The sequence below is a fragment of the Runella sp. MFBS21 genome (assembly GCF_029433105.1).
Classification (GTDB): Bacteria; Bacteroidota; Bacteroidia; order Cytophagales; family Spirosomataceae; genus Runella.
The window spans coordinates 14,807-27,214 of the sequence record NZ_JARNTW010000028.1; the positions used below are offsets into that span (position 1 = coordinate 14,807).

At 42.9% G+C, this 12,408-nt stretch carries 9 protein-coding genes; all 9 read left to right on the top strand.

Features of this window, described 5'->3' with window-relative positions:
* Window positions 1-28: 28 nt before the first annotated feature.
* The 9 genes from P1X15_RS29620 to P1X15_RS29660 all read left to right on the top strand — a co-directional run bounded on the left by P1X15_RS29620 (window position 29) and on the right by P1X15_RS29660 (window position 12,369).
* The gene (locus P1X15_RS29620) at window positions 29-604 is read left to right on the top strand and encodes a hypothetical protein (protein ID WP_277341747.1); all 576 of its coding nucleotides are present in this window, start codon (window positions 29-31) and stop codon (window positions 602-604) included.
* Between the two features lie 46 nt (window positions 605-650).
* Complete coding sequence (locus P1X15_RS29625; protein WP_277341748.1) at window positions 651-2,123, top strand: hypothetical protein; 1,473 nt, start codon at window positions 651-653, stop codon at window positions 2,121-2,123.
* A gap of 38 nt (window positions 2,124-2,161) precedes the next feature.
* Window positions 2,162-3,694, top strand: coding sequence for a caspase family protein (locus P1X15_RS29630; RefSeq protein WP_277341749.1), 1,533 nt, complete (start codon window positions 2,162-2,164; stop codon window positions 3,692-3,694).
* 33 nt (window positions 3,695-3,727) lie between these two features.
* On the top strand, window positions 3,728-5,290 hold the full coding sequence (locus tag P1X15_RS29635; protein WP_277341750.1) for an SUMF1/EgtB/PvdO family nonheme iron enzyme: 1,563 nt from the start codon (window positions 3,728-3,730) through the stop codon (window positions 5,288-5,290).
* 140 nt (window positions 5,291-5,430) lie between these two features.
* Entirely contained in the window at window positions 5,431-6,255 is an 825-nt protein-coding gene (locus P1X15_RS29640; protein WP_277341751.1) for a hypothetical protein, read from the top strand.
* A gap of 161 nt (window positions 6,256-6,416) precedes the next feature.
* Window positions 6,417-7,544: a hypothetical protein gene (locus tag P1X15_RS29645; RefSeq protein ID WP_277341752.1), complete on the top strand. Its 1,128-nt coding sequence runs from the start codon at window positions 6,417-6,419 to the stop codon at window positions 7,542-7,544.
* 41 nt (window positions 7,545-7,585) lie between these two features.
* Entirely contained in the window at window positions 7,586-9,091 is a 1,506-nt protein-coding gene (locus P1X15_RS29650) for a DUF4384 domain-containing protein (RefSeq protein WP_277341753.1), read from the top strand.
* A gap of 122 nt (window positions 9,092-9,213) precedes the next feature.
* Window positions 9,214-10,701 carry a tetratricopeptide repeat protein gene (locus tag P1X15_RS29655; RefSeq protein WP_277341754.1) on the top strand — a complete coding sequence of 496 codons (1,488 nt, stop codon included), beginning with the start codon at window positions 9,214-9,216 and terminating at the stop codon, window positions 10,699-10,701.
* Between the two features lie 78 nt (window positions 10,702-10,779).
* Window positions 10,780-12,369 carry an SUMF1/EgtB/PvdO family nonheme iron enzyme gene (locus tag P1X15_RS29660; RefSeq protein ID WP_277341755.1) on the top strand — a complete coding sequence of 530 codons (1,590 nt, stop codon included), beginning with the start codon at window positions 10,780-10,782 and terminating at the stop codon, window positions 12,367-12,369.
* Window positions 12,370-12,408: the final 39 nt, after the last annotated feature.

Here is a 12,408-nt window from a genome sequence, read left to right on the forward strand (position 1 = left end):
TCAACCATAAAACACCCCAACCAACCTAATGAGAACTGTTTTATTATTGATTGTTTTTTTTGGATATATGCCTTTTGCTAAAGGACAAAACGACATCTCGCAAGAACGTTTGGAGGAATTTCGTAAGCTTACCGAGCACCGCGTTGCTGACTTCCAACAGTACCTTTCTATTATAGCCGATAAAAAAGCCTCTCCCGAGCAAAAAAAGGAGGCGATAGACTTGACGATGGATTTGTTTATTGAAGGGGCAAAAATGCAAGTATCAGGTCGTGATGGTAAACCTCGCCCCCCTCAGCCTATTCGTGGTTATTTGAACAGATTAAGCGGTTTAGACAAATACACCAAGATTGAAATCACTTCTTATGCTGTAGCAGCCGTATCAAAGTTTGAAAAAGGGCCTGACGGAGACTACCACGCCACAGCCACCTATTTTCAACAATTTAAAGGTTTTGATAGTAATGGAAAATTATTGTACGGTTCTCAAGATCGGAAAGATATAGCGGTAAGTGGTAAAACAGGTAACAAAGACATGAAGAAAGATGATCTCAAGATATTTTTTGGAGATATAGTTGTGCGGGAGACCATACCACTCAATGGACAGTAATTTTTTTCTGCTGATACCTTAGTTATTAAAACCCCAATTTGTTGAAATGAAAACGCTAAGATTTTTTTTGGTTGTTTATTTATTATTAACTGTAAATACAATTCAAGCCCAAAGTGAAGCTCAAAAAAGACAGGCAGCATTGAGTGCCAAAGAAGCTATTAATGATTTTCAGTCCTCATTGGGGTCGTTGTTTGGGAGTGCCCCTAAAGAGCAAGATAATGTACAACGTCGTCGCAATATAGGAGTAGTCAATGATTATGTAGCATCTAATTGTCGTATATCCGTCAACGACTTATTGCGGGGCTCTAACGTACTGGACTGGAACGAATATTTTAGAAGAATCCCTTTAGAATTTCCAGATGGGTTATTGTTTGAAATTGAGCTTAAAAAAGCCACTTTTAGCAAAACTTTTCGGACTACCTCACAAGGACTTTTGATAGATGTATACGCACAAAAAAGTATATATGGTACTCGTCGAAATGGAGAACAGGTCGAATTAAGTAATAAACCCTGTCGCATAGGAGTCTATCTGAATGCCTTGGGCAACAGCAGCGGAGGCTGCAAAATAGGTTTTATTGACCATGATCTTAGCGGCCAAAATAATACATTTTCCCTAGAAGATGGTACGACTCCCTATGATTATAAGACCCTTAACGAGACTTTGAGTACCATAGCTGAGCAGGTCAATGCTGAGATTAAGCAAAAAGGATTGAAAAAGATTCAGCTCACTACGTTTACATATGAGCAGCAAGGCGTAGTCGATGATTTTGCACTCAAAACCACAACGGCTTTTCGACAAGAATTAGCCAAGCTCAATCCTTCTTTAGAAATTACCTCTCCTTCGCGTAGTTGGCAAGATGAAATTAAAATCAAGGGAGGTTATCAACATAAAGGAAACTATGTGGAGTTTGTGGCTCAATTAGAAGATGATACCCAAAAGCCACTCAGTAAACTTGCTATTGACCGACTACTCCCCAAAAATTTAGATCCTAATTCCACAGTTATTCCTGTATTAGCACCTCCCGTAATACCAGAGGTAAAGCAAGTAAAGCAAGATCTCAACAAGATTAAAGAGCCTCTCCCTAATATCGAAGCCTTAAAGTTTGGAATAACCACCAATCGCGGGATAAACAGCCTCATTTATGAAGAGCAAGATACCATGCTATTGGCCGTAAAAGCTAATAAGGCGTGTTATGTGCGACTGGTCTATCGCATGGCAAATGGGAAATTGGCCTTACTTCGAAATCGTGATTTCAAGATTAACGAATACGAACTTAATAAGTGGGTTGACATTAGAGACATCTTCGAATGTTCTTCACCCTTTGGCGCGGAGTTTTTGATTGCCTATGCTTCTACTGATGTATTTGAAAGTCTCAAAACGCATGAAGAAGACGGTTATATCATTATAGACAACCCTTTAGAAGAAGTCAAAAGGCTGTCCACCTCAAGAGCCTTCAAAAATAAAGGTTCGGTCGTAGAGCAACAGTTGCAGATAACAACAAGGACGAGGAGGAAATAATCTAAAAGTATTGTGAAGGGTAAATGAACATTAAAAAAATGATGAAAATATTAATACTTACTTTTCTGACAGCTTGTCTAAGTTTCAATATTTATGCACAAACTTCCGCTACTGATTGGGTCAATATCGGAATTTTACGTGATAATGAGGCATCTAATTATTTAAAAGAACTCAAAGAACTTGGAGAAACAGACAAAAATGTCGATCTGTATCAACAGCAATTAAAAAATGCAGAAGAGATAGAAAAGACGTATTCAGATGAAATAAAACGCTTAGGTAATGTACTCACTAAGCAGCCTCAAAATACAGAGATAAAACGACAAAAGAAGGAGGCAGAAACGAAACTCCGTGAAAGTAAGGCTGAAACACAACAAATTAAAGATAAGCTGAATGGTGCTACCGCTTACCGAACTGAAGACCACAAAACAAGAGTAGCTGTACTAACCTCTAAATTCAATGCAGCACAGGAAGAAGCCCGCGAAGCCTACAACCAAGCACTTACTATAGATCCGAACCATTATGAAGCTCTTTTCAACCTCGGGGTGATCTATTTTAATGAGGCCGTTGAGCTAAAAAAGAAGGTGGATAACATGGATATGAAAACCTACAATGCCAATGGTAGAGGGGTGGAATCTCAAGTTTATGGCCTGTTTTTAGCCGCTAAACCTTATTTCGATCGTGCTTCCAAAATCAAGGAAGAAGATGACCTGACCAATGTTTTGTCGTCACTTTCTTCTGTAATTGAGCAATTTAATCAAAAAGGAATAAAGCCCATTTTTCCCTCCAATACCCAGAATAAAACGTCTACTTATTCCCAAAAAAGTTCTACGCCTGCTTATAATCCACCGCCTCAAACAGCACCATCGACTTATAATCAGCCTACCACGAGCGTAGGCCAAAACCGCGTGGCCTTGGTTATTGGCAACTCCGCCTATACGCACGGAAGTCAGCTCAATAACTTACCCGTAAATGATGCTCAAGATATGGCAAACCGCTTACGCGAACTTGGATTTAAAGTTACCACCGTCACCAATGGTACTCAAAACAAACTCATGGATGCTTTTCGACAATTTAGCAAAAGCGCCACTGAGGCCGATGTAGCCTTATTTTTTTATGCTGGGCACGGCATAGAAGCGGAGGGAATCAATTATTTAGTACCAATTGATGCTCGATTGGACGCTCCCGCCGATGCCCGTTTTGAAAGTATATCTCTCAATATGGTTTTAGATGAAATGAAGCGATTCAAAACTAAAATCAATCTGGTGTATTTGGATGCTTGTCGCAACAATCCCTTCCGGTCGTGGAACCGCGACACAGGCAATCGGGGCTTTGTGCAAGTAGGTCGTTTGGCTCAAAGTACCAAAGTCTATTATGCCACGCAGCCAGGCGATGTAGCGCAGAATGGGGCCGGAAGAAATGGGATGTTTACTACTGCTCTATTACGGCATTTAAAAAAAGGCGTTGAAATCGAAGATTTAATGCGTCAAGTGACCAATGAAGTTAACAAAAACACCAACGGTAATCAGTTGCCTTTTGCAGCAGGGACTTTATTTGAAAAGTTTGAGTTTTAAAAAATCCTTTTCCTTTCTTTAATTTTAAAGTGCATGAGACTCATTTATCTTGCTTTATTCTATTGCATATCTGTGTATGCTTGCTGCGCACAGCGTGCTTTCAAAACCCTTGAAACTCCCAATAATGAACGCCGCTTGGCATTGGTGATTGGCAATGCCGCTTATTCGGGCAATGCTCTTGCCAATCCCATCAACGATGCCCGGGCCGTACGTGACGCCCTCAGACGGCTGGGCTTTACGGTACAATACTACGAAAACGTAGGTAAAACCAACATGGAGGAAGCCCTCATACAGTTTACGAAAGATTTGAATCGCCACAACGTAGGACTGTTTTACTTTGCAGGCCATGGATTTGAATCAAAAGACAAGGTAAATTACCTCATGAGTACTGATATCACTTCTAGTACCAACGAGGTATTGGCCAAAGAAAAAAGCCTTAACTTGGATGCAGTGATAGAAAGTATGCGTATCGCCAACTCTCACACCAATCTGCTGGTTATTGACGCTTGCCGAAACAATCCTTTCAGAGCATGGAATCGTGATGGTACGCAGGGTTTGGCGACGGTAAGCCCTCCGGCGGGTACTGTAGTATTTTTTGCGAGTTCGCCAGGCCAAACGGCAGATGACAATCGAGGGGGAAAAAATGGACTCTTTACCGAAGAGTTTCTCCAACAATTAGAAACACCCAATCTTGAACTTACCCAAGTGCTGAAAAATACTGGCCGTGCTGTATATAGACGTAGCGGCAACCAACTTCCTGCTATTACCGGAACACTCTTAGATGACTTTTATTTTACACATACAGCTATCACCAATAATATGCCCGAACCTGTTCCTACGCCTAAGCGTGAAGAACCAGCCCCCAAATCCCAATCAGCGGATATGGAACTTCACCAAATGGTTTACGTAGAAGGCGGGAGTTTTATGATGGGCGATAACAATGGCTTGGATGCAGAAAAGCCAGTCACTAAAATACGATTAAGCAGTTTTAGAATCTCCGCTCATGAAACTACGGTAGCTCAATTTAGACGTTATTGTGAAGAATCTTCTCGTACAATGCCACAGCAGCCAGATTGGTCGAGTGATGATCATCCAGTTATAAATGTAAGTTGGGATGATGCCATGGGTTACTGCGAATGGCTCACTCGTAAAACGGGACTTAAACACCGCTTACCTACCGAAGCGGAATGGGAATATGCTGCTCGGGGAGGTAAAAAAAGTTTAAATACGCAATATGCCGGTAGCTCTGCCTTGGATGATGTGGGTTGGTATAAAAATAATAGCCAAAGCAAAGCCCATCCTGTAGGCAAAAAGCGACCGAACGAATTGGGGTTGTACGATATGAGTGGCAATGCAAGAGAGTGGTGTAGCGATTGGTATTATTCTTTATGGCCTAGGTTTCACTTGCAGTACCATAAAAAAAATCCTGTCAATACTGAAAAAGTATTCGAATGGAGCATGCATTCGCTACGTGGGGGTTCATGGTACTGTCATGATTTACGTTTGAGTGATCGTTATTACAACAATGAGGCTTATAAATATGAAAAAAGTAATAATGTAGATATCGGTTTCCGCGTAGTGGCCACCTCTCTTTAGCCCTGCATGAAGATGCTACAAACAGCTAACGTTGTTTATTAAGATGCATTGCTTAATGACTGCAGAAGTTATGTGTCATAGTTTATTTAACAATTAAAAAAGCCAATGACCTGCTTGCTATTCTTTTAATCAATACAACAATGAAATACCTTTTAATAAGCCTCATGTTTCCTCTCTGGCTAAAAGCACAGCAAGCCGATAGCAGTATCAAAATCATCCACCGTGCACCCGAAAACTGGATGGTGTGGCAAGTAAAGCATGTCAGCCAATGGATAGATCGTTATAATCATGAACGTCTGCCAGATGGTACCGCTTTTACTGATTCGTCGCGACTGCTCTATCCACGTGAGCAGTACATCCGTTGGTTGTTTAATGCCCTAGACCCACGTTTGCAAAAAAACGGCAGTGCATCCTATAAGATGTTGGTCAACGACTTTATTGAAGAAAGTTGTAGTAGCAAACCCCTACTCATATCCCACCAGCCAGCACTGACTGCAATGGTTCCGATACTTGTACAAACAACCAATCCACAGAAAGATACAATTACGGTAAGCCTCCAAAAACGCTACCGTGCTGACTCGGTTGCGTATTGGGAAGTAGAACGAGTACGCTTCTCAAAGGGTTTTAAACTCCCCAAACAACTCACCTCACCGGATAGAGCCACCAAACGACTTTATCTACCACCCAATGCGCACGAGGTGGCGTTTTTACCACTTCGACAGCTCATGATCGATAGCCTAACCATAGCGAGATTGACCCCAGATTTAGGACAAAGTCAGTCTGAATTACTTCAACTAGAAACACTACTGTGTCAACAAAAACTCACCTTGTTGGCTATGCTTCCCCCTACAATATGGATTGATACTCAACGCGGCTGGAAGATACAATTGAATGATTTTGTGCGCGAGTCCGAAAACTCGGGATGGCTTATAACAGGGCTTTGGAAACAAGATAAAACGAAATAGATAATACTGATTACCACTTCATTATTTAACTTTTTCCCAAAATACTAAAGATTTTTTTCTCAAAGTGATAAGGTTTTGGTAGAAAAGAGGAATTAGTAAAATGTAAGCAAATCGAAAAGGTTTCAACTAAAATAGATGTTTCACAATTAATTTTCAGACGAATGCAAATCCTTAAAAATGTAAAATGGCGGTTTATGACTTTGGTCTTTCTCTTGCCAATATTTTATGGGTTTTCGAGCGATGTCCCAAACTCTCATGAGCGGGCACTCTCCAAACTCTTAAAAAGCTACGAGAAAGAACTCAACCTCCTAGTGCCAGAGCTTGCCAAAAACCCTAAGTCGGAAGTAGGAAAAGAGTTTGGACAACTCTATTTTTTAACCGACTCTGCACTGGTAGTTAATCATATAACCCCTGACAATATCAAGCCTCCAAAAGACCTAGAGGTCTTAGCAGACAAACCGACGCTAAAAGTAACTGACTTCTTAAAATTAGCTGCTGGCCTCTACAAAAGTAATTTTGAATACAGTATGGATCGCGATGAGCTAGTGATTCAACCTTTAACTGACTCTGACGATGAAAAACGCTTTGTGTACCAATACCGTTTGAGTATCCCTGTCCAGACCAAAGGCAAAGTAAATGGGCAAGTAGTCGTAGATTTCAAAAAAGATGTAGACTTATTTGTGCTACTCTACATTGATTCCAAACGCTCTATTAAATACGCTAAGATTCAGGCGATTCAGTACCAAGATGGCAAAAGCATCCCTCCTATTCCTGGAGAAGTACCTCCAGTAGAGCCAAAAAAAGAGGAACCCAAAAAGGAAGACCCTAAAAACGACCCTAATAGTATGGACATCATCAATTGGCTTCCTGCCAAAAAACAGGCTACGGTGATTGAGTATGCTACTAAAGCAGCCAAGGGAGCTTCGGAAGCTGAGCTAGAACGTATGAAAAAAGATTTGGAAGTCCTCTTTGATGAAAGTGGTTTTGTAACGGTCAAAACCAAAGACGGTCAATCATTACACATGGCTCGCAAGGCATTTTTGACGAGAGCAGCCAAAACCAAAGCAGAATATGAAATAGTAAAAGGAACTTTTGCCAAGTTTGACCAATTCAGAGCCAACTCTCGCGATAGTTATTTTTGTCGCCTGACTACAATCGCTAACGCTACCCGCTTTGAAAATGGAATTCCTATAGGGGCGTCAAGTATTGCTCCCAGAATGCCTGTAAAAGGCGATATTCCAGCCCGTGAGTACTGGAAAATCATCGAACTCACCATAAACGAACAATGATTAGCTTAAACTTACATTCACGTATTAATCTTAATTCAACAATGAATTTCTCCACTTCCTTCCCTCGCCTTCTCTTGGCCTTCGTACTATGGACAAGCTGTCTTGCGGTAGTAGCGCAAAATAGACCGCAAACTAAAGATTATACTAAAAGAATGGGTATGAAAATTGATGATAACAAATATCTTCAATCTCCCAAAAAGTCTCAAAATATAAAATACAGGGGTGTTTTGCCCTCTCGCAAGACCCTCACGCAGTTCATGCCTACGATTTTTGACCAAGGCGAAACAGGTAGCTGCGTAGGGCAATCTGTAGGACTCGTGCGTACGATTATGGAAGCTCAAAAACGCCGCCTTACTACCACTGCTAGTATTGACCCTTACCGCTTTTCGCCTTATTATATCTATGAGCAAATCAAAGGCAAAAACGATTATGACTGCCAAGACGGTGCTACAATTCCTGATGCACTTTACTTATTGAAAAACAAAGGAGCGGCCTTGTTGAGTTGTATGCCTAATGCTTGCGATGCCAACTATACCAAATGCGACGCGGAAGCTGCACAGTACAAGATTGAAGATTTTACTGCTTTGTTTGATGTGCTTCAACTTCCAACAGAAACCAAAATTCTCAAAATCAAAGAGGCTTTGGCAGAAGGTGAGCAAGCTGTACCTATCGGGATGTTGTTGCCTCGTTCGTTTTTCTCCGCTACTGACGAATGGCGCTCTGCTCCCGGCGAAAGCCCCGAAAATGCCCTTGGAGGCCATGCTATGGCAATCATCGGCTATGATGATACTCGCTATGGGGGTGCTTTTTTGATTGCCAATAGCTGGGGCGCAGGTTGGGGAAACAACGGTTACACTTGGGGACGATACGAAGACGTAGCCCGCTTTACTCGCTATGCGTTTCAGGTTTTTCCAGCGGCTTCTGTGGTGCCTGTTCCTCCAGGCCCAGGCCCCAGTCCTGCTGTTTCTTTAAAATCTGACATGAGTTTCCAATTGTCAGGTACCAACGCAGAGATGCCTGTGGTATTGGTTCCTACGAGTCGAGGCATAGATGTTACAAACGATAACGCTAACACGGACCTCATTACGTATCAAATGACATCGCCTTACAGCTCAGGTACGCGTTTCAAAATGGCCATGAACAACAGTCGCCAAGCCTATGTTTATATCATCGCCTCAGATGATGTCAACCGCGTGACTAAGTTGTTTCCTTATCAAGGAGAATTGAGCCAAAATGTGAGCGCAATCGTTCCGCCCAATTCGAGCGTATTACTTCCTGCTGCCGACCAATCGTTCACGATGGATACTGTTACAGGAACCGACTATTTCTTGGTCTTGGTTTCGGAGAAGGAGCTTAACATTGAAGCACTCTCTTCAGCTATCAAAAATGGCTCTGGCAATTTTGTCAAAAAAGTACTAGATGCTATTAAAACCGACATGACTCCAAGTTCGGATATCACATATCAACCTACCAAGGTGGCATTTGAAGTAAAAGGCAATCCAAAAGGAAGCATTGTACCGATGTTGGTGCGGATTGTACACAAATAAAGTTGAATTGTAAGACAGAGGGGAGGAGATACAAAGCCGTGCTTGATGAAGAAATCAAGGCGGCTTTGTGCTACCAACTGCTCCTATCTTTTAAAATCAGTATATCCTAAACGCAAACGATTATGAAGCCATTTTCTTTTTTATTGTTCACTTTTTGGGCTTTGAGCCATTTTTCTCTGGCCCAAACTACCGCTGAAGAATGGTTTGATAAAGGCTATGCTGCCACAAATTACAAAGACAAAATTTATTATTATTCAAAAGCCATAGAACTAGATTCCAACTATATTGAGGCTTACAACAATCGAGGAATAGCGAGAGGTATTTTTGGGAATTTTAACGAATCAATTAAAGATTTTGACAAAGTTATCCGAATCAACCCAAATTATACCATTGCTTATAATAATCGTGGCGTATCCAAAGATGGATATTTTAAATTTTCTAACGCTATAGAAGATTTTGACCAGGCTCTTAGGATTAACCCAAATTATGTACTTGCTCATAATAATAAAGAAATAGCTAAAAAGAAATTAAAAACATATAAGCATCGTCGTACATGGGTTCCTTCAGCAAATCTTGGCATAAATAAGGAAATTATAAAATGTTATACAGAAGCGGTAGGGAGCCATAGCAAAGTAATAGAAAAACCAGCGCCACAAGATGCATTCACGTACTATAACAAGGGACTAGAAAACTATAAATTAGGACGTTATCACGAAGCAATAAAAGACTATGACAATGCCATAGCTCTCAATCCAAATGATGCCAAAGCCTACCTTAACAAAGGGAGTTGCCTGGTCAACCTCAACCGTCACTGCGAGGCTATGGAGGCTTTTAGGAAAGGAGAATCGCTAGATAATACCCTCACTTACCATCAATCAGACAAAACTACTGCTCAGCAGCGCTGTGGCTCAACGTCACCGACTCCTACGCTTTCCCGACGCTACGCCTTAGTGATAAGTAACTCTGGCTATCAACACACCAAATCGCTGGGTAGTCAGCCTGCTACCGATGCCCGTAAAGTTAAAACTACGCTAGAAATACTAGGCTTTACGGTAGTAGAAGTCAACGAAACGGCCCTGAAAGCCAATATGGAGTTTGCTATTGCTGATTTTATCCGTAAAGCTGCCAATGCCGATATGGTGGTCTCTTACTATGCAGGGCACGGAATAGAGATGGGAGGAGTGAATTATCTACTTCCATTGGGGGTACGCCTTAGAGAACCAGAGCATGCTGAAATAGAGGCCGTTAGACTTGATTTTTTGGTGGGGCAACTTGCCAAATGCAAAGCCAAAATCAACTTGGTACTTCTAGATGCTTGTCGCGACGACCCTTTTGCCGACCGCCAAGCTGCCCATCGCCCCGTGGATGATTATCGAGGGTTCAAAACCATCGAATCTACTCCCGGCAGCACTCTCGTAATGTATGCTGCCGAACCGCGTCATCGTGCCCTCAACACAGGCGTGTTTGCCGATGCCATCCAGCAAAATCTCAGGGCGGGCGTAGAAGTAATGGATTTTGTAAGAAACCTAACCCGTACGGTGTACCAGAAAACCAACCAAAACCAAAAACCAACTCTTTTTGGAGCTATATTAGACGAGTTTAAATTTTAACGTATGAAAATATTCTCTTGCTTCCTGCTAAACTGTTTGTTGTTTATCGTGAGTATATCAGCGCAAAATACCCGAGGTATGCGTACGGTTACCACTACTCCCGACGGTGGGCGTCGGGTAGCCCTTGTGATAGGCAATGCTGCTTATACCCATATTTCACCTTTGCGAAATCCTCTCAATGATGTAAGCAAAATGACCACTGCATTGAAGTTATTGGGCTTTGAGGTGACACCTGTCACCAACACCTCACGCCAAAGCCTCCGCCAGGTTATCGACAAATGGGGCGAACAACTGCGTGCGGGCGATGTGGCGTTGTTTTACTATGCGGGTCATGCGGTAGAGGTAGAGGGTGTCAACTATCTATGCCCTACCGATGCCAATCCCCGAAATATCAAGCAGGTCGCTTATGAAACCCTGCCGATAGAATTGGTACTAGGATGGATGGAAATAGCCCATACCCAAACCAACATCGTACTGCTTGATGCATGTCGCGACAATCCTTTTCGCTCACTTTTTCGTACGACGAGTGTGGATGGTGGCCTAAGCTCCATGACAGCCCCTAGTGGTACGTTTATTGGATTTGCGGCTAGTCCAGGACACAAATCTTCTGATGGGGATGGCGACAATGGTCTTTATACCGAGGCTATTTTGGGAGCTATCGCGCGGGCTAATCGTACTATCGACCAGATTTTCAACGAAGTAAATGCCACAGTGCGCCGGCGTAGTGGAGGTAAACAAGTGCCGTTTAAGAACAGCTCCTTAGAGGCTGATTTTTATTTTAAACCTACAGATACGCCAGGTCCCTACACCCCCCCCGTTCGTACCGAACCCGCCAAGCCCGTAGTTGACTTAGAACCCGTAGCGATGCGTTACATCACAGGGGGTAGCTTTGAGATGGGCAGCAGCGACGGCAAAGCTGATGAGAAGCCCGTACACCGTGCGACGGTGAAGGGGTTCAGAATGGCTACCTACGAAACGACGGTGGGGGAGTTTGAGAAGTTTGTGGAAGCGAGCGATTATAAAACTGACGCCGAGAAAGAAGGCTTTAGCTACGTATGGAACGGCAAAGAATGGGAAAAGCGCAACGGCATCAATTGGCGGCACGGCGCGGATGGCAGTATCCAAAGCAACCGGCAACATCCCGTGATTAATGTAAGCCACAACGACGCTGTAGCTTATTGTGAGTGGTTAAGCCGCAAGACGGGCAAAACCTACCGTCTGCCCACGGAAGCCGAGTGGGAATATGCCGCAGGCAATGGCAGCACGCATAGTAAGTACAGTTGGGGTAATTCTGCTACGGAAGGGGTGAGTGGAAATGTAGCGGATGAAACCGCCAAGAAGACCTTTACGGGTAGGACTGTTTTCTCAGGATATGCAGACGGCTATACTTACACGGCACCCGTTGGGAGCTATAAAGCCAATGAGTTTGGTTTGCACGATATGACAGGCAATGTAAGTGAATGGTGCAGTGATTGGTACGGATCTGATTACTATGCTAACAGCGGTACTAGCAGCAATCCTACGGGGCCTACTACTGGGTCTGGTCGCGTGCTTCGCGGTGGGAGCTGGTACTCCGACCCCGCGTTTGGCCGCGTGGCGCTTCGCTCCTACTCCGCGCCCTCGTTTTGCTACGACAACGTTGGCTTTCGGGTAGTGTCCCTTCAGTAAACAGGGAGACCTTCCATCATACATTTTTTCATTTTGTAA

Coding starts and splice junctions, on each gene's coding strand:
- P1X15_RS29645 (WP_277341752.1), top strand. CDS start 6,417: ATGCAAATCCTTAAAAATGTAAAATGGCGGTTTATGACTTTGGTCTTT.
- P1X15_RS29625 (WP_277341748.1), top strand. CDS start 651: ATGAAAACGCTAAGATTTTTTTTGGTTGTTTATTTATTATTAACTGTA.
- P1X15_RS29660 (WP_277341755.1), top strand. CDS start 10,780: ATGCGTACGGTTACCACTACTCCCGACGGTGGGCGTCGGGTAGCCCTT.
- P1X15_RS29620 (WP_277341747.1), top strand. CDS start 29: ATGAGAACTGTTTTATTATTGATTGTTTTTTTTGGATATATGCCTTTT.
- P1X15_RS29650 (WP_277341753.1), top strand. CDS start 7,586: ATGAATTTCTCCACTTCCTTCCCTCGCCTTCTCTTGGCCTTCGTACTA.
- P1X15_RS29635 (WP_277341750.1), top strand. CDS start 3,728: ATGAGACTCATTTATCTTGCTTTATTCTATTGCATATCTGTGTATGCT.
- P1X15_RS29640 (WP_277341751.1), top strand. CDS start 5,431: ATGAAATACCTTTTAATAAGCCTCATGTTTCCTCTCTGGCTAAAAGCA.
- P1X15_RS29630 (WP_277341749.1), top strand. CDS start 2,162: ATGATGAAAATATTAATACTTACTTTTCTGACAGCTTGTCTAAGTTTC.
- P1X15_RS29655 (WP_277341754.1), top strand. CDS start 9,214: ATGAAGCCATTTTCTTTTTTATTGTTCACTTTTTGGGCTTTGAGCCAT.